The organism is Achromobacter xylosoxidans (genome assembly GCF_002192695.1).
In the GTDB taxonomy this organism is placed as follows: Bacteria; Pseudomonadota; Gammaproteobacteria; order Burkholderiales; family Burkholderiaceae_B; genus Achromobacter; species Achromobacter xylosoxidans_C.
The window spans coordinates 12,271-30,128 of sequence record NZ_MTLG01000094.1 but is presented as its reverse complement, the minus strand read 5'-3'; the positions used below and the strand labels follow the sequence as shown (position 1 = coordinate 30,128).

The window sequence follows — 17,858 nt, the reverse complement described above, 5'->3', positions numbered from 1 at the left end:
GGTTCCGACGAAACCGCCCTTCGGGGCGGTTTTTTTTTGCCCAGCTCCCGCTATCGGCAATGTGCCTGCATTTCGTTTACAACATAAGTCCGCCCTCCCCAAAAAGGAAACACACATGACTCCGCGGCAACTGGTCGAAGAATGGGTCTTACGGTTCAATGCCGCCGATGCCGCTGGCCTGGCCGAGCTTTACGATGCAGCAGCAGTGAACCACCAGGTCACCCAGGAGCCCATCGTCGGTCGCGAGGCCATACGCGCGATGTTCGAACGCGAGTTTGCCCAGGCCGACATGACCTGCATCGTGGAGATGATCCATGAAGCCGGCGAGGTTGCGGCGCTGGAGTGGCGCGATCCCCTGGGGCTGCGCGGCTGCGGCTTCTTCACCGTGCGCGGCGGCAGGATCGTCTTCCAACGGGGTTACTGGGACAAGTTGTCTTTCCTGAAGATGCACGGCCAGCCCATCACGTAGGAAGCGCGCGGCCGCCGACCCAACAGTCCGCGCATTGCCGAAAGCCCGTATAGGCGAGCCCTGGCACTCGCCGTACGCTTGGCGGCATCGGCCAGGCACAAGCCCGGGCGCTCCCGCGCCTTCCCGCGTGTCACGGCCAGGTTTCCCACCAAGCCCAGGAGCCGCGCATGCAAGGCTGTCCCACCCTCCGCCTGATGACAGGCATCGCCATGGCGTTCATGGCGCATGGCGCCTACGCCGCCACCACCCTTACGATGGCCACCGAGTACCCGGCCACCTCCATGCCCGGACAAGGCGTGTCCACCTTTGCCGAACTGGTCCGCGCCAAGACGGCGGGCAATGTGGTCATCGACGCCAGCTTTGACGCGTCCAAGGGGATCAAGTCGGCCGACATGATCGATGCGGTGCAAGCGCGCAAGGTGGATGCGGGCGATGCCTTCGCCGGCGCGTTGGCCACCAAATACCCCTTGTTCGGCGTGTCGTCCCTGCCGTTTCTGGCGGACTCGCTGTCCAAGGCCCGCAACCTCAACAAGGCCGCCCGCCCCGCCTATGAAAAGCTGCTGGCGGAGCATGGACAGAAGCTGCTCTACACCACGCCGTGGCCGGCGTCCGGCATCTGGTCCAAGCAGAAGCTGGACAGCGTCGCGGCCTTGAAGAAGCTGAGCATCCGCACCTACGACGCCACGTCGCAGGACGTCATGCAGAAGGCCGGCGCCCGCGCCCAGAACATTTCCTTCGCGGACGCGATGCCGCTGATCGCCTCGGGCGAGGTGAACGCGGTGCTGTCGTCGGGCGACGGCGGCGCGGGCCGCAAGCTCTGGGAGCACCTGCCCAACTTCGCGGAGATCAACTACGCCATGCCGATCTCGGTGGCGACGATGAACCTGCAGGCTTATCAGGCGCTGGACGCGCGCACGCGCCGCGCCATCGACCAGGCGGCGGCGCAGACCGAAACCGAACAATGGAAGCGCATCGACGGGCGTCTGCAGCAGAACTACGCCAACATGCGCAAGAACGGCGTGGCGATCAATACGTCGGTGCCCCTGCCCGTGCGCCGCGCCCTGAAGGATGCTGCGGCGGACTCGGTCAAGAACTGGAAGGCAGCGGCCGGTCCTGAAGCCGCCGCCATCCTGAAGCAGACGGGCAAGCGCTAGACGGCCGGCCTCAGTTTTCGCCCGACAGGTCGAACAGGCTGGTCGCGTCCAGTTCCAGCACGCCCTCGTCGTGCTGGTTCAGGACCGTCCAGGCCCAGGTGATGATGCCCAGGTCCGGGCGCGACGACGAGGTGCGTACGCCTTGCACGCGCGCTTCGAGGCGCAGGGTGTCGCCTGGGCGCACCGGCGTACGCCAGCGCACCTCGCCCAGGCCGGGTGAACCAAACGATTCGGAATCGTGCAGCGCCGCTTCCACGGCCATGCGCATGGCCAGCGCGCAGGTGTGCCAGCCGCTGGCGATCAGCCCGCCCCAGCGGCCTTCGGATGCACGCTTGGGATCGGTGTGGAACCACTGGGGATCGAACTTGCGTGCGAACTCCAGGATCTCGGCTTCCGTCAGGGTGACCGGACCGCCCTTGATGACCATGCCGTCCTTGAACTCGGCGAACTTCATGTATGGACTCCCCCCGCAAATGCAATCGGCGCGCCATGGCGCGCCGATTGCCACGCATGTTTGTGGATTCAGTACGTTTCGAAATGCAGGCGCCCTTCACGGCGCAACGCATCATGCAGGATAGACCAATCCTGGCCCGCTTGCACCGTCACGTCGCGCAGGGCGTCCAGCACGCCCACTTCCATGCCCTTCAGGCCGCACACGTAGATGCAGGTATTGCGGTCCGCCAGCAGTTCCCGCACCGCGCCCGCGCGGTCGCGGATCAGGTCCTGCACGTAGCGCTTGGGTTGCCCGGCTTCGCGCGACAGCGCCAGGTTGATGTCGATGAAGTCGCGCGGCAGCTTCATCAGCGGCCCGAAGTATGGCAATTCGCGCTCGGTGCGCGCGCCGAAGAACAGCAGCAGCCGGCCATTTTCACCGGTCTCGATGCGGCGGCGGTAGCGTTCCGTCATGGCGCGCATGGGCGCCGAACCCGTGCCGGTGCAGATCATGATGAGATTGGCGCGCGGATGGTTGGGCATCAGGAAAGTATGGCCGAACGGACCTATCACCTGCACCTTGTCGTTCTTGGCCAGGTCGCACAGGTAGTTCGAGCACACCCCATGGGCGGCCGCGCCCGCGTGATCCTCGGTGACGCGCTTCACCGTCAGGGAAAGATTGTTGTAGCCGGCCCGCTCGCCGTCGCGCGGGCTGGCCAGCGAGTACTGGCGCGCGTGATGCGCCCGGCCCTGCGCATCCACGCCCGGCGGCAGGATGCCGATGGACTGCCCTTCCAGCACGGGAAACGGCAGCTCGCCGAAGTCGAGCACGATATGGTGGATGTCACTTTCCGTGTCGGCGCCGGTCACGCGGTAGTTGCCGACCACGGTCGCCGTCATCGGCGTCTTGTGCGTGTACAGATTGACGTAGGGATGGGCGGCGGACCAGGGCGGGACCGTCGCGCCGGGCGCGGCGGACGGCGCGGGCGCGGCAGGCTGCAGCGCATCAGGTTCATCGCCAGCCGGCGCAGCGGCAGCCGTTTCCGGCAGCGCCTTCTCGCCGGGCAGCTCTTCCCAGCCCAACTGCTCCTGCACGCCATAAGCCTCGGCGCGCACCATCAGGCGCCAGTTGTCGATCGCCCCGGTGGGGCAAGGCGGCACGCAGGCCATGCAGCCGTTGCAGATCTCGGGATCCACCACGTAGTTGTTCGAGTCGTGGCTGATCGCCTTGATCGGACAGGTTTCTTCGCAGGTATTGCAGCGGATGCAGATCTCGGGATCGATCAAGTGCTGCTTCAGGACTTCTGCTGGTAAGGGAGCGTTCATCTCGGTCTACCCCATGCTCCGGTAGGCGGCCGCGGAAACGGCCGCCGCCCCGCTTTAGTTGAAACGGACGTACTCGAAATTCACCGGCTGGCGGTTGACGCCCATGACCGGCGGCGCGATCCAGTTGGCGAACTTGCCCGGCTCGGTGACGCGGCCCATCAGCGATGCGACGAAGGCGCGGTCCTCGGGCGTGGGCAGCCATTTGTGGCTGTTGGCCTGCCATTGCGATTCGGAGAGGATCTCGCCTTCGGGCGACATGCGGATGCCGGCCAGCGTGCCGATCTGGCGGTTGAAGGCCTTGTGCGGCACTTGCAGCCGGAACGGCAGGCCGCTCTTTTCGATGACCTTGTTCCAGCGTCCGATGCCAGCGACCGAATCGCGGATGAAGTCGTCGCGCAGCACTTCGTTCAGGGCGTTCAGCATCGGCACCTCGATCTCGCGCAGCCTGCCGTTTTCCACGGTCAGCACGCGGTAGGTGTCGTTCTTCAGCTGGTGGTCGTCGGTGCGCTTGCTCTCTTCGTAGCGGCCTTTCAGGCCGGAGCCGTAGAAGATCGCGGCGTTGGACGACTGATCCGCGCCGAACAGGTCGATGGTGACGCTGTAGTGGAAATTCAGGTAGCGCTGGATGGTGGGCAGGTCGATCACGCCTGCGGCGCGCACGCTTGCCGGGTCATCGGTCTTCAACTGGTTCATGACCTCGCAGGTGCGCTGGATGACGCGCGAGATGCCGGATTCGCCCACGAACATATGGTGCGCTTCCTCGGTCAGCATGAACTTGGTGGTGCGCGCCAAGGGATCGAAGCTGGATTCCGCCAGTGCGCACAGCTGGAACTTGCCGTCGCGGTCGGTGAAGTAGGTAAACATGTAGAAGGCCAGCCAATCCGGCGTCTTCTCGTTGAACGCGCCCAGGATGCGCGGGTTGTCGGAATCCCCCGAACTGCGTTGCAACAGCGCGTCGGCCTCTTCGCGGCCATCGCGGCCGAAGTAGCGGTGCAGCAGGTAGACCATGGCCCACAGGTGGCGGCCTTCCTCGACGTTGATCTGGAACAGGTTGCGCAGGTCGTACTGCGAGGGCGCGGTCAGGCCCAGGTGGCGCTGCTGCTCGATCGAGGCCGGCTCGGTATCGCCCTGCGTGACGATGATGCGGCGCAGGTTGGCGCGGTGCTCGCCGGGCACGTCCTGCCAGACGTCGCGGCCCATGTTCTCGCCGAAATGGATCTTGCGCTGCCCGTCCTGCGGCGCCAGGAAGATGCCCCAGCGATAGTCCGGCATCTTGACGTGATCGAAGTGCGCCCAGCCGTCGGGCTGCACGCTGACCGCCGTGCGCAGGTAGACGTCGAAGCCGTGGGAGCCGTCGGGTCCCATGTCCTGCCACCACTGCAGGTAGTTGGGCTGCCAATGTTCCAGCGCGCGCTGCAAGGTGCGGTCGCCGGACAGATTGACGTTGTTGGGGATCTTATCGGTGTAGTTGATGCCAGACATGTCTCGCTCCTGTTCCTTGGGTGGGCCGCATACACGCGGCGCGGTATCGCGGGGCCGTCAGACCCGGTTCCAGTCGAATGCGGCCTGTTCGCCCTTGCCGTAGAGCTTGAGCGCGCCCTTGTCGCCGGCGGCGTTGGGGCGGTTGAAGATCCAGTTCTGCCAGGCGGTGAGGCGGCCGAAGATGCGGGTCTCCATGGTTTCCTGTCCGCCGAAGCGCAGGTTGGCTTCCAGGCCGGTCAGGGCGTCGGGCGACAGCGCGCGGCGCTCTTCCAGCATCATGCGCACCTCGTCGTCCCAATCGATGTTGTCGGGCGCATAGGTGACCAGGCCCAGCTCCAGCGCTTCGGTGGCCGACAGCGGCTGGCCGGTGCGCGCGCGCACCGCTTCCAGGGGCGTCTCCTCTTCATAGAAGCGGCGTTGCAGGCGGCTCTGGCCGTTGACCAGCGGATAGGCGCCGAAATTGCGTTCGCCCACCACGATCTGCGCGGGCGCGGATTCGTCCTCGTTGTCCAGCATGTAGCTGCGGTCGGCGGCCAGCGCCAGTTCGAGCAGGGTGCCGGCAAAGCAGGAGCCCGGCTCGATCAGCGCGAACAGGCTGCGCGAGGTCACGTCCAGGCGCGCCAGCGTGCGGCGCAGCATGCCGGCGGTTTCGCGCACGAACCAGTGGTCCGCATGCTGTTGGAGCGCGGCGTCGGCGGCCAGCACCAGCGCGGCATCGCCTTCGGTCTTGATGATCCAGGTGCCGATGTCCAGCTCGTTGGTGCGCATGGTCAGGATGGCGTCGTCCAGTTCGCGCGCCATCTGCAGCGGCCACCAGGCCGCGCCCGCGGCGACGATGTCCTGCAATCCGGTTTGCACCGCGCCCTCGGGCGCGCGCACCGTCCAGGTGGCTTGGCGCTTGTCGCGGTCCAGCTGGATGTCCACATAGCGGTAGGACAGGGCGTCGGCGCTTTCCGTGCGCTGCACCGGCGTCAGCGCAATGCCCTGCTCGCCCGCCGGGCGGTCGCTGCCCTGCGCCAGCGCCTGCGCGCGTTCGCGCACGGCCTCCTCGAAGCGGGCCGGCTTGACCACGTCGTCCACCAGGCGCCAATCCTTGGCGCGCTGGCCGCGCACGCCCTCGACCAGGGTGCAGAAGATGTCCGCGTGGTCATGGCGCACGCGGCGCTTGTCGGTCACGCGGGTCAGGCCGCCGGTGCCCGGCAGCACGCCCAGCAGCGGCACCTCGGGCAGCGCGACCGCGGACGAGCGGTCGTCGATCAGCATGATCTCGTCGCAGGCCAGCGCCAGCTCGTAGCCGCCCCCGGCGCAGGCGCCGTTGAGCGCGGCGATGAACTTCAGGCCGCTGTGGCGGCTGGAATCCTCGATGCCGTTGCGGGTTTCGTTGGTGAACTTGCAGAAGTTCACCTTCCAGGCGTGCGAGGACAGGCCCAGCATGAAGATATTGGCGCCGGAACAGAAGATGCGGTCCTTCATGCTGGTCACGACCACCGTGCGCACTTCCGGATGTTCGAAGCGGATGCGCTGCAAGGCGTCGTGCAGTTCGATGTCCACGCCCAGGTCGTAGGAATTCAGCTTCAGCTTGTAGCCCGGACGCAGGCCGCCGTCCTCGGCGACATCCATGGCCAGCGTGGCGACCGCGCCGTCGAAGCTCAGGCGCCAATGGCGGTACTGCTCGGGGTCGGTCCGGAAATCAACCCGGTTGAGGGTGCTGCTCATAGTGTGTCTCCTCGGACTCCTGTCAAAACAGGAAAAATACTGCACGACATGAATTATTGTGCAGATTAGAGGACAAAAAAAGCCCCGTCAAGCGGGGCATGCACAAAAATGCATATTGCCGGCCCGGCCGGCATCGAATCCGCCTATAGCGGCAGGCCGCAGGCCTTGCGCACCTGGGTGCGCAGGCCGGCAAAGCTTTCCTGCACGTCCAGGTTGCTGGTGACCCAGGTGAGATCCGCCTTGGCGTAGAAGGCCTCGCGTCCGGCCAGGATGCGCTTCAGGTCCGCCATGGCCTCGTTGTTGCCCGACATGGGACGGAAATCGCCTTGCGCCATGACCCGGCCCATGTGTTCCTCGGGCGTGGCGCGCAGCCATACCGTGTAGCAATGCGCCAGCAGCAGGTTCAGGGTGGCGGGTTCAGACACCAGCCCGCCCGGCGTGGCCAGCACCATTTCCGGGTAGATCTGCACGGCCTCTTCCAGCGCCCGCCGTTCGTAGCGGCGGTAGGCGTTGGGACCGTACAGATTATGGATCTCCAGGATGCTGCACCCGGCCACGCGCTCAATCTCGCGATTCAATTCCACGAACGGGTAGCCCAAGTCGTCGGCCAGCATCTGGCCCAGGGTGGACTTGCCCGCGCCGCGCAGGCCGATCAGCGCCACGCGCTGCGTGCGGTTGGGGCGCTGCGCCCCCGCCCCCACGCCGAACAGCTGGGTCAGGGCTTCGCGCGCGCGCTGCAGGTCGGATTCCGTGCGGCCGCTGAGCAATTCGCGTATCAGCAGCCAGTCGGGCGATTCCGTGGTCACGTCGCCCACCAGTTCGGCCAGCGCGCAGTTGAAGGCGCGGGCGATCTGCAGCAGCACCAGGATGGAGGCGTTGCCCACCCCGTGCTCCAGGTTGGCCAGGTGGCGCTCCGATACGCCGGTGACCTGCGACAGGCTCTTGCGGGTCATGCCGCGTATGGCCCGCAGGCGGCGCACCCGCTCGCCCAATGCCACCAGGAACGCCTCCCGCCTGGGTTCGGATGGCGCCGCGTCTAGCGCTTGATTCATGTTTACGTGACTCCGCAAAAACCCTGATTACCACGTTTTATGCACTATAGTGCTTGACCCTGATCAATGGAAGCACTATTTTTCCTCCATCGAGTCCAAAGCGGCTCGGCTCACGCGCAACAAAACAGCAGTCGATTTCATCTCGATTCTGAAGCGCCGACAGTGTAAAGGAGGAGCCCGGTGAGTACGCCTGACCAATTCCATGCCCTGATGCGCGAGGTAGCGCGCCTGACGCAAGGCCAGCCGCTGGACGCGGCGCTGCAGGAATGCCTGAACCGCGAGGCCGGCCCCCAAAGCGCCCTGTTCCAGGAGATCTACGCCACCTGTAGGCAAGGCGTGGCCGAGGGCTGGATGTGCGGCCGGGAAGGCGGCGGCATCCGCTACGGCCGCGTCATCAAGCCCGCGCCCGACCTGGCGGACTGCTCGGTGGACGTGGTCGACATGAACGACCTGGCCGGCCCGCACCACGCGCACCCCAATGGCGAGATCGACATGATCATGCCGCTGACGGAGGGCGCCCGCTTCGACGGCCACGGCGCCGGCTGGCTGGTCTACGGCCCCGGCAGCGCGCACAGCCCTACCGTGAGCGGCGGCCGCGCGCTGGTGCTGTATCTGCTGCCGGGCGGCGCCATCGAATTCACGCGCACCTGAGAGGCCCCGCCCCACCCCACCGCCAGAAAAACACACACAGCGCGGCTTCCACCCCACAGGACATCAGGAGACAACCGTGAACGCCTGTCCCGCCGAACTCAACTTCGCCAGCCACCTGGCGGCGCTCAATGCGCCGCGCGCCGCCAAGCCGGCCTACATCGACGACACCCGCCAGATCAGCTACGGCGAATTGGCGGAACGGGTGGCGCGCATGGCCGGCGCGCTGCGCCAGCTGGGCCTGCGGCGCGAGGAGCGCATCCTGCTGCTGATGCAGGACACCGTAGACTGGCCGGTGGTGTTCCTGGGCGCGCTGCATGCGGGCGTGGTGCCGGTGGCCGTGAACACCCTGCTTACCGCGGACGACTACGCCTACATCATCGGCCACAGCCGGGTACGCGCCGTGTTCGCGTCGGGCGCCTTGCTGCCGGTGGTGCAGACCGCGCTGGGGCAGGCCGCCGCCGATGTCGAACACCTGGTGGTTTCGCAGCCCGCCGGCCCCTTGCCCGAAGGCGCGCGCGAACTCGAATCGCTGCTGGCCGCCGCGCCGCTTGCACCGGCGGCGCGCACCCTATCCGACGAGATCGCGTTCTGGCTGTACTCGTCCGGCTCCACCGGCAAGCCCAAGGGCGTGGTCCATACCCACGGCAACCTGTGGCACACGGCCGAGCTCTACGCCAAGCCCGTGCTCGGCATCCGCGAGGACGACGTGGTGTTCTCGGCCGCCAAGCTGTTCTTCGCCTATGGCCTGGGCAATGGCCTGACCTTTCCGCTATCGGTGGGCGCGACCGTCATCCTGATGGGCGAACGCCCCACGCCGCAGGCGGTCTTCAAACGCCTGACCCAGCACCGGCCCACCGTGTTCTACGGCGTGCCCACGCTGTACGCCAGCATGCTGGCCTCGCCCGACCTGCCCGCGCGCGAGCAGGTCGCCATGCGCATCTGTACGTCCGCCGGCGAAGCGCTGCCGCGTGATATCGGCGAACGCTACACGCGCCACTTCGGCTGCGAGATCCTGGACGGCATCGGCTCCACCGAGATGCTGCACATCTTCATCTCCAACCAGACCGGGCAGCTGCGCTACGGCACCACCGGCAAGCCCGTGCCCGGCTACGAAGTGCAACTGCGCGACGAGAACGGCGCCCCGGTGCCGCCCGGCGCCATCGGCGACCTCTACATCAAGGGTCCCAGCGCAGCGCTGATGTACTGGAACAACCGCGACAAGACGCGCCAGTGCTTCCTGGGCGACTGGCTCAAGAGCGGCGACAAGTACACCTGCGACGCGGACGGCTACTACACCTATGCCGGGCGCAGCGACGACATGATCAAGGTCAGCGGCCAGTATGTATCGCCGGTGGAGGTCGAGAACATCCTGGTGCAGCACGAGGCCGTGCTGGAAGCGGCCGTGATCGGCGTGCCGGACCACGACGGGCTGGTCAAGACCAAGGCCTACGTGGTGCTGCGCCCCGGCTTCGAGCCCGACGCGCAGACCGGGGCCGCGCTGCAGAACTACGTGAAGCAGCATCTGGCGCCGTTCAAGTATCCGCGCCAGATCAATTTCACGGAAGAACTGCCCAAGACGGCCACCGGGAAGATACAGCGCTTCCGCTTGCGCCAGCTGGAAGAGGCCACGCCATGAACGCCTGCGCCGTGGCCGAGACCGTGTTTGCCGAGTTCCATGCCGGCGGACGAGACCTGCGGCTGGAATGCCAGTGGATCGGGTCCGATCGCCCCGGCGCCCCGCTGCTGGTGTTCCTGCACGAAGGACTGGGTTCGGTGTCCATGTGGAAGGACTGGCCCCGGCAAGTCTGCGAGGCCGCTGGCTGCCGCGGCCTGGTGTATTCGCGTCTGGGATATGGACAATCGACGCCGCTGCGCTCCGAAGAAAAGCGGCCGGTGGATTACATGCAACGCGAGGCGCGCGACGTACTGCCCGCGTTGCTGCGCGCCCTGGACCTGGACGCCCGGCAGGACAAGCCGGTGCTGTTCGGCCACAGCGACGGCGCCTCCATCGCCCTGCTGTACGCCGCCATGCATCCGGACGCCGTCGCCGGCGTGGTGGCCGCCGCCCCCCATATCCTGGTCGAAGACGTGTCGGTCGACAGCATCGCGCAGGCGCGCCAGGCCTATCTGGAAACGGACCTGCGCGCCCGGCTGGGCCGCCATCACGCGGACCCGGATTCGGCGTTCTGGGGCTGGAACGACATCTGGCTGGACCCGGCCTTCCGCCGCTGGAACCTGGACGACTACCTGCCCCGCATCGCCTGTCCCGTGCTTGCCATCCAAGGCGTGGACGACGAATACGGCAGCCTGGCGCAGATACGCGGCATACGCCGGCTTGCGCCCCAGACCGAACTGCTGGAACTGCCCGACTGCGGCCACTCGGCGCACAGGGACCAGCCAGCCCGCGTTATCCAGGCCGTCGCCGGCTTCGTCGGCGGCTTGGAAAAACCCCGCTGACCTCTGCGTCGGCCCATAACAAGCACGGAGACTAACCATGAACCACGCCCTGAACCGGGCTGCGCTCGCCGCGGCTCTGACGCTCGCCGCCACCGGCGCCCAGGCCGCCGACAAGATCAAGGTCGGCTTCATGCTGCCCTACAGCGGCACCTACGCCGCGCTGGGCAACGCCATCGAGAACGGCTTCAAGCTGTACGTCGCCGAACAAGGCGGCAAGCTGGGCGGACGCGAGATCGAATACTTCAAGGTGGACGACGAGTCCAACCCCGCCAAGGCCGCCGAAAACGCCAACCGCCTGATCAAGCGCGACCAGGTGGACGTGTTGATCGGCACCGTGCACTCGGGCGTGGCGATGGCGCTGGCCAAGGCCGCCAAGGACGCCGACACCACGCTGATCGTGACCAATGCGGGCGCCAACGCCATCACCGGCCCGCTGTGCGGCCCGGGCATCTTCCGCACCTCGTTCACCAATTGGCAGCCGGCCTACGCCATGGGTCCGGTGGCCTTCGCCAAGGGCCACAAGACGGCCGTCACCATCACCTGGAAGTACGCCGCCGGCGACGAAGCTATCGGCGGCTTCAAGGAAGGCTTCGAGAAGGCCGGCGGCAAGGTCGTGAAGGAACTGAGCCTGCCGTTTCCAAACGTGGAATTCCAGCCGCTGCTGACCGAGATCGCGGCGCTCAAGCCCGACATGGTGTTCACGTTCTTCGCCGGTGGCGGGGCCGTGAAGTTCGTGCAGGACTACCATGCGGCCGGCCTGGGCAAGACCATCCCGCTGTACGGCTCGGGCTTCCTGACCGACGGCACGCTGGAGGCCCAGGGCGCATCGGCGCAAGGCCTGCTGACCACGCTGCACTATGCCGACGGCCTGAACACGCCGCGCGACAATGCCTTCCGCGCCGACTACAGCAAGGCCTACAAGGCGCAGCCCGACGTCTATGCGGTGCAGGGCTATGACGCGGCGCAGCTGATGCAGTCGGGCCTGGCCGCGGTCAAGGGCGACTTCGCCAAGAAGGAGGATTTCCGCAAGGCCATGCGCGGCGCCACGGTGGACAGCCCGCGCGGCCCCTTCACGCTGTCCAGCGCGGGCAACCCCGTGCAGGACATCTACCTGCGCCGCGTCGACGGGCTGGAAAACAAGGTCGTGGATGTCGCCGTGAAGAAGCTGGCCGATCCGGCCCGCGGCTGCAAGCTCTGACGCCAAGCGCAATCCGCCACAGGGAGGCCCCATGGACATCAGCATCATGCTCATTCAAAGCCTGAACGCTTTCCAGTACGGCTTGCTGCTGTTCCTGGTGGCCAGCGGACTCACGCTGATCTTCGGCATCATGGGCATCATCAATCTTGCCCACGGCAGTTTCTACATGATCGGCGCCTACATGGCGTTCGCGCTGGGACCGGCCGTCGACCGCTGGCTGGGCGGCGGTTTCCTGGCCACGCTGGCGCTCTGCGTGCTGGCCGCCGGCGCGCTGGGCTATCTGCTGGAGGCCGCCTTCTTCAGCTACCTGTACAAGCGCAACCACTTGCAGCAGGTGCTGATGACCTACGGCCTGATCCTGGTCTTCGAAGAACTGCGCAGCATCCTGGTGGGCAATGACGTGCACGGCGTGCCCCTGCCCGCCTGGCTGCAGGGCAGCATCGCGCTGGGCGACGTCATGACCTATCCGGTCTACCGGCTGTTCATTTCTGCCGTCGGCATCGCGGTGGCGCTGCTGCTGTATTGGGTCATCACGCGCACGCGGCTGGGCATGATGCTGCGGGCCGGCGCCAGCAACCGCGAGATGATCGGATCGCTGGGCATAGACATCAACAAGCTATACCGCCTGGTATTCGCGGCGGGCGTGGCGCTGGCGGCCCTGGCGGGCAGCATCGCCGCGCCGGTGTCCTCGGTCTATCCCGGCATGGGCAACGGCGTGCTCATCATCTGCTTCGTGGTGGTCGTGATCGGTGGCATAGGTTCGATCCGCGGCGCCTTCCTGGCGGCGATGCTGGTGGGCGTGGTGGAGACCTTCGGCCAGGTGCTGTTCCCGTCCGCGGCAGGCGTGCTGGTGTACCTGCTGATGGCTTTCATACTTCTTTGCAAGCCCGAAGGGCTGTTCAAGCAGGGCTGACCATGTTGAACCGACTCTTGCCCATTGCGGCGCTGCTGGCGCTGGCCGTTTTTTCCTGGAGCGGCAGCGACTACTACACCGGCCTGGCGATCAAGATCATGATCTATGGGATCTTCGCGCTCAGCCTGCAGCTGCTGGTGGGCGGCGCGGGACTGGTCAGTCTGGGCCACGCCGCCTTCTTCGGCATCGGCGCCTACGTCGCGGCGCTGCTCTCGCCGGAATCCGAAGCCGCCGGCCTGTGGTGGCTGCTGCCGGCCGCCCTGCTCGCCGCCGCGGCCTACGCGTTGGCGACCGGCGCGCTGGCGCTGCGCACCCGCGGCGTGTACTTCATCATGGTGACGCTGGCGTTCTCGCAGATGGCCTACTACGTGTTCCACGACACCAAGATCGGCGGCGGCAGCGACGGCATCTACCTGTACTTCCGGCCCGAGCTTTCGGTGGGCGGCTGGCTGCCGTTCGACCTGGGCGATGCCCGGACCTTCTACTTCTTCGTGCTGGCCTGCCTGGCGCTGACCTGGGGCTTCCTGGCGCTGCTGCGGCGCTCGCCCTACGGCGCCGCGCTGGCTGGCATCCGCATCAACGAACAGCGCATGCGCGCGGCCGGCTACTCGACCTATCCGTACAAGCTCGCCGCCTATGTCATCGGCGCCACGCTGGCCAGCCTGGCGGGCTTTCTGTTCGCCCTGAAAGACGGCTTCGTCACGCCCGAGCTGCTGGCCTGGGAACAATCGGGCCTGGTGCTGCTGATGGTGATCCTGGGCGGCATGGGCAGCCTGGGCGGGGCGGTGCTGGGCACCGTGACGCTGGTGCTGCTGCAGGAACTGTTCCAGTCGCAGGAGATTTTCGGCGAATACGCGCGCCACTGGCATCTGCCGCTGGGCCTGGCCATCATCGCGCTGGTGGCCTTGCTGCCCAACGGCCTGGCCGGACTGCCGGCGCAGCTGCGTCAGCGCCGCGCCAGCCGCGACGCCGCCCAGGTCCAGGACCGCCCCTCCTCGCCCAAGCCCGACGCAGCCGGCGCCAGCCGCCAGCCCGCCCCCGCCCGCCTGCCCATCCAGGGAGAGCCCCATGTCTGACGTCCTGCTTGCCGCAAGCGCGGTCACGCGCCGCTTCGGCGGCCTGACGGCGGTGAACGGCGTGTCGCTGCAATTGCAGCGCGGCCAGGTCCACGCCGTCATCGGCACCAACGGCGCGGGCAAGTCCACGCTGATCAACATCCTATCGGGCGAACTCGCGCCCAGCAGCGGCCAGGTCATGCTGGGCGGACGCGACATCACGGCCTGGCGCCAGCCCGACCGGGCGCGCGCGGGCTTGGGCCGCAGCTATCAGCGTTCCACCATCTTTCCCGAACTGAGCGTGTTCGAAAACTGCAGGCTGGCCGCCCAGGCCCGCCGCCAGCGCTTCTGGCACTGGTGGCGGTCCGCCTCCGAATGCCGCCACAGCGCGGAGCTTGCGCGCCACGCGCTGGAGCGCACCGGCCTGGCGGACGACGCCGCGCGCGAGGCCGGGCTATTGCCGCACGGCCGCAAGCGCCAGCTCGAAATCGCCATGTGCCTTGCCGGCGAACCGCAGGTGCTGCTGCTGGACGAACCCCTGGCCGGCATGGGCCCCGAGGAAACCGACCGCATCCTGGAGCTGCTGGAAGCACTCAAGCCCGGCCACGCCATCCTGCTGGTGGAGCACGACATGGACGCGGTTTTCCGCGTTGCCGAAACCATCACCGTCATGGTCAACGGCGCCGCCATCGCCAGCGGCACGCCAGACGCGATCCGCGCCAACCCCGACGTGCGCACCGCCTACCTGGGCGAAGACAGCCATGGAGCCAGCGTATGACCGCATTGATCGAAGCCGGCGGCCTGCACGTCCATTACGGCGCCAGCCATGTGCTGCGCGGCGTCGACATGCACATTGCGCCGGGAGAATCCGTGGGCCTGGTGGGCCGCAACGGCATGGGCAAGACCACGCTGATCCGCAGCCTGATGGGCCACGTCAGAAGCACCCGGGGCAGCGTGCGCGTGGACGGCCGCGACTGCACCCGCGCGCAGCCGCACGCCATCGCCCGCCTGGGAGTGGCCTATGTGCCCGAAGGGCGCGGCATCTTTCCCAACCTGAACGTGCGCGAGAACCTGCAGGTGGCGGCGCGCGCCGGCCGCGACGGCCGCCAGGACTGGACCTACGCCCGCGTGCTGGAGGTGTTCCCGCGCCTGCAGGAACGCCTGGGCCATGGCGGCCAGCAGCTATCGGGCGGCGAGCAGCAAATGCTGGCCATCGGCCGGGCGCTGATGACCAATCCCGAACTGCTGATCCTGGACGAAGCCACCGAGGGCCTGGCACCGTTGATCGTGGCCGAGATCTGGAAGATCATCCGGCAGATCCGCGCCAGCGGCATGTCCACGCTGATCGTGGACCGCAATTACCGCGCCGTGCTGGAACACACCGACCGCTGCCTGGTCATGGAAAAAGGCCAGATCGTGCAAGACGGCGACAGCGCGTCGCTGGCCCGGCAGCCCGAGCAGCTGACGCGCTATCTGGGCGTTTAGATCACCGCTTCGATCAGGAACGGGCCGCGCCGCTTCAGGCCTTCCTGCAGCGCGCGCGCGAATCCTTCCACCGTGTCCACGCTGACCGCTTCCACGCCCATGCCGCGCGCCAGATGCGTCCAGTCCAGGTACGGTTCCTCCAGGTCCAGCATGCGGCGGGCGTTGCGGCCCGGTTCCTGCACGCCCACGTTCTTCATCTCGCCGTGCAGCGTGGCGTAGGAACGGTTGGCCAGGATCACGGTCAGGCAATCCAGGTTCTCGCGCGCCTGCGTCCACAATGCCTGCAAGGTGTACATGCCGCTGCCGTCGGCCTGCAGGGTGATGACCTTGCGGTCCGGGCAGGCGACCGCCGCGCCCGTCGCCATGGGCAGGCCGATGCCGATGGCGCCGCCCGTCAGCATCAGCCAGTCGTGCGGCGCGCTGTTGACGCTGTAGAGCGGGAATTCGCGGCCCTGGGTGATGGACTCGTCGCAGACGATGGCCTGCTCCGGCAGATGGTGCGCGACCAGGATGTTGACGGCGGCGCCAGTCAGCTTGCCGGACTGGGGCACCTCGTAGTTGGCGGGGGCGGCCGCCAGGCGCGGCGCGTCCTGGGCGATGCCCAGCTCGTCGGCCAGCCACTCCAGCGCATGCGCCAGGTCCTGCTCGGGCGTGCCCAGCACCACCTGCTTGCAGTCGGGCGGCGCCAGCAGGCTGGGTTTGCCGGGATAGGCGAAGAAGCCGACCGGCGCTTTCGCGCCCACCAGCACCAGATGGCGCACGTCCTTCAGCTTGGCCACCGCCAGGTCGATCGGGTACGGCAGGCGGTCCACCGGCGTGCGCGAGCCGCCGCGCTCGATGCGGCGGTTGGAGGTTTCCGACACCAGCCGCACGCCGGTGGCGCGCGCGATGCGGCCGGCGGCGTTCAGCGCGCGCTCGCGCAGTGCGGAACCGCCCAGCATCAGCGTCGTGACTTCACCCGAGCGGATCGCGGCGGCCGCCGCGCGCACGGCTTCCTCCGAGGTCTGCGCCAAAGCCTCGCTCTTGGCCAGCACCGGCGCAGCGCCGTTTTCCGGCAGATCCGTCCAGGCCGCGTCGGCCGGCAGGATCAGCGTGGCGATATTGCCCGGCGAACGGCGCGCCACGCCCACGGCCTCGGCCGCATCGGCGGACAGGTCGGCGGCCTTGGTGGTGCGCTTGACCCAATGCGACATCGGGCGCGCGACACCCTCGACGTCGCTGGTCAGCGGCGCGTCGTACTGGACGTGATAGGTGGCGTGGTCGCCCACGATGTTGACCATGGGCGTGCGGGCGCGCTTGGCGTTGTGCAGGTTGGCCAGGCCATTGCCCAGCCCCGGCCCCAGGTGCAAGAGAGTGGCGGCAGGCTTGTCGGCCATGCGCGCATAGCCGTCGGCCGCGCCCGTCACCACGCCTTCGAACAGTCCCAGCACGCAGCGCATCTTCGGCTTGCGATCCAATGCCGCGACGAAATGCATTTCGGATGTGCCGGGGTTCGCGAAGCAAACGTCCACGTCGTTGGCCAGCAAGGTATCGCAAAGACTATCAGCGCCGTTCATCGTTTTTCCCTGATCGTTTTCCATTGGCGGTGCATGGGCGCATGCGCGCCCGCGTGACATGCATGATAGGTAGCGTAGCCGAAACCGGCTAGAGCCATTTCAGGCCGCCGTCATGGAACCATTCCGCAGGTTCCGCCAAACGGAATTTGAATACCCCGGTCAACCCAGTATCTGCCCCAGGAAGGCCTGCGCGCGTTCGGTGCGCGGCGCGCGGAAGAAATTGTCCGGCGTGTCGGCTTCGACGATGGCGCCCTGGTCCATGAAGACCACGCGATCGCCGACCTCGCGCGCGAAACCCATTTCATGCGTCACGCACACCATGGTCATGCCATCGCGCGCCAGCGCCACCATGGTGTCCAGCACTTCCTTGACCATCTCGGGGTCCAGCGCGGAGGTGGGCTCGTCGAACAGCATGATCTTGGGCCGCATGCACAGGGCGCGCGCGATCGCCACGCGCTGCTTCTGGCCGCCGGACAGCTGGCCCGGATACTTGGACGCGTGCTGCGGGATCTTGACCCGTTCCAGGTATTCCATGGCGCGGGCCTCGGCTTCCTCGCGCGGCACGCCCTTCACCAGCATCGGCGCCAGCGTGCAGTTGTCCAGCACGGTCAGGTGCGGAAACAGGTTGAAATGCTGGAACACCATGCCAACCTCGGCGCGGATGCGCTCGATGTTCTTCAGGTCGTCGTTCAGTTCGATGCCGTCGACGACGATGCGGCCCTGCTGGTGTTCCTCGAGCCGGTTCAAGAGCCGGATGGTGGTGGACTTGCCGGAGCCGGACGGCCCGCACAGGATCAGCTTTTCCCCCGGCAGCACCTCCAGCGCCAGCTCGTCCAGCACCTTGAAGTCGCCATACCATTTGCATACGCCCTGCATCGTGATGATAGGGGCGGCGTAGTTCAATCCATCCAT

Annotated in this window: 17 protein-coding genes; 10 read left to right on the top strand and 7 right to left on the bottom strand. The window is 67.1% G+C overall.

What is annotated here, in order from left to right:
• Positions 1-115 precede the first annotated feature (115 nt).
• On the top strand, positions 116-469 hold the full coding sequence (locus BRO63_RS23800; RefSeq protein ID WP_088142174.1) for a nuclear transport factor 2 family protein: 354 nt from the start codon (positions 116-118) through the stop codon (positions 467-469).
• Positions 470-636: 167 nt separating this feature from the next.
• Positions 637-1,623 (top strand): TRAP transporter substrate-binding protein, encoded by a 987-nt coding sequence (locus BRO63_RS23795; protein ID WP_088142173.1) that lies wholly within the window; start codon positions 637-639, stop codon positions 1,621-1,623.
• 10 nt (positions 1,624-1,633) lie between these two features.
• Here BRO63_RS23795 and BRO63_RS23790 read toward each other — a convergent pair whose 3' ends face one another.
• The 5 genes from BRO63_RS23790 to BRO63_RS23770 form a co-directional block, all read right to left on the bottom strand.
• Positions 1,634-2,077 carry a MaoC family dehydratase gene (locus tag BRO63_RS23790; RefSeq protein ID WP_088142172.1) on the bottom strand — a complete coding sequence of 148 codons (444 nt, stop codon included), beginning with the start codon at positions 2,075-2,077 and terminating at the stop codon, positions 1,634-1,636.
• Between the two features lie 68 nt (positions 2,078-2,145).
• Entirely contained in the window at positions 2,146-3,381 is a 1,236-nt protein-coding gene (gene boxA, locus BRO63_RS23785) for a benzoyl-CoA 2,3-epoxidase subunit BoxA (protein ID WP_088142171.1), read from the bottom strand.
• A gap of 54 nt (positions 3,382-3,435) precedes the next feature.
• Positions 3,436-4,863 (bottom strand): benzoyl-CoA 2,3-epoxidase subunit BoxB, encoded by a 1,428-nt coding sequence (gene boxB / locus BRO63_RS23780; protein ID WP_088142170.1) that lies wholly within the window; start codon positions 4,861-4,863, stop codon positions 3,436-3,438.
• A 57-nt stretch (positions 4,864-4,920) separates the two neighbouring features.
• Positions 4,921-6,579: a 2,3-epoxybenzoyl-CoA dihydrolase gene (gene boxC, locus BRO63_RS23775; RefSeq protein ID WP_088142169.1), complete on the bottom strand. Its 1,659-nt coding sequence runs from the start codon at positions 6,577-6,579 to the stop codon at positions 4,921-4,923.
• A 143-nt stretch (positions 6,580-6,722) separates the two neighbouring features.
• Positions 6,723-7,631, bottom strand: coding sequence for a helix-turn-helix transcriptional regulator (locus tag BRO63_RS23770; RefSeq protein WP_042794737.1), 909 nt, complete (start codon positions 7,629-7,631; stop codon positions 6,723-6,725).
• 180 nt (positions 7,632-7,811) lie between these two features.
• Between BRO63_RS23770 and BRO63_RS23765 the strand changes: the two genes are divergently transcribed.
• The 8 genes from BRO63_RS23765 (at position 7,812) to BRO63_RS23730 (ending at position 15,390) form a co-directional block, all read left to right on the top strand.
• Positions 7,812-8,282, top strand: coding sequence for a DUF4863 family protein (locus BRO63_RS23765; protein ID WP_088142168.1), 471 nt, complete (start codon positions 7,812-7,814; stop codon positions 8,280-8,282).
• Between the two features lie 76 nt (positions 8,283-8,358).
• Positions 8,359-9,918, top strand: a complete 1,560-nt coding sequence (locus BRO63_RS23760) for a benzoate-CoA ligase family protein (protein ID WP_088142167.1) — start codon at positions 8,359-8,361, stop codon at positions 9,916-9,918.
• Positions 9,915-10,739 carry an alpha/beta fold hydrolase gene (locus BRO63_RS23755; RefSeq protein ID WP_088142166.1) on the top strand — a complete coding sequence of 275 codons (825 nt, stop codon included), beginning with the start codon at positions 9,915-9,917 and terminating at the stop codon, positions 10,737-10,739. The genes BRO63_RS23760 and BRO63_RS23755 overlap by 4 nt, the downstream gene beginning before the upstream one ends.
• 37 nt (positions 10,740-10,776) lie before the next feature.
• Entirely contained in the window at positions 10,777-11,937 is a 1,161-nt protein-coding gene (locus BRO63_RS23750; protein ID WP_088142165.1) for an ABC transporter substrate-binding protein, read from the top strand.
• A 31-nt stretch (positions 11,938-11,968) separates the two neighbouring features.
• On the top strand, positions 11,969-12,850 hold the full coding sequence (locus tag BRO63_RS23745) for a branched-chain amino acid ABC transporter permease (RefSeq protein WP_088142164.1): 882 nt from the start codon (positions 11,969-11,971) through the stop codon (positions 12,848-12,850).
• Positions 12,851-12,852: 2 nt separating this feature from the next.
• A complete protein-coding gene (locus tag BRO63_RS23740; RefSeq protein WP_088142163.1) occupies positions 12,853-13,926 on the top strand; it encodes a branched-chain amino acid ABC transporter permease in 1,074 nt (357 codons plus the stop codon).
• Complete coding sequence (locus BRO63_RS23735; RefSeq protein WP_088142162.1) at positions 13,919-14,683, top strand: ABC transporter ATP-binding protein; 765 nt, start codon at positions 13,919-13,921, stop codon at positions 14,681-14,683. Before BRO63_RS23740 ends, BRO63_RS23735 begins: the two co-directional genes overlap by 8 nt.
• A complete protein-coding gene (locus BRO63_RS23730) occupies positions 14,680-15,390 on the top strand; it encodes an ABC transporter ATP-binding protein (RefSeq protein WP_088142161.1) in 711 nt (236 codons plus the stop codon). Before BRO63_RS23735 ends, BRO63_RS23730 begins: the two co-directional genes overlap by 4 nt.
• Here the strand turns inward: BRO63_RS23730 and BRO63_RS23725 are convergent.
• Together BRO63_RS23725 and BRO63_RS23720 are read right to left on the bottom strand one after the other, a co-directional pair.
• A complete protein-coding gene (locus BRO63_RS23725; protein WP_088142212.1) occupies positions 15,387-16,946 on the bottom strand; it encodes an acetolactate synthase large subunit in 1,560 nt (519 codons plus the stop codon). The genes BRO63_RS23730 and BRO63_RS23725 overlap by 4 nt on opposite strands.
• 159 nt (positions 16,947-17,105) lie before the next feature.
• Entirely contained in the window at positions 17,106-17,858 is a 753-nt protein-coding gene (locus BRO63_RS23720; protein ID WP_054451448.1) for an amino acid ABC transporter ATP-binding protein, read from the bottom strand.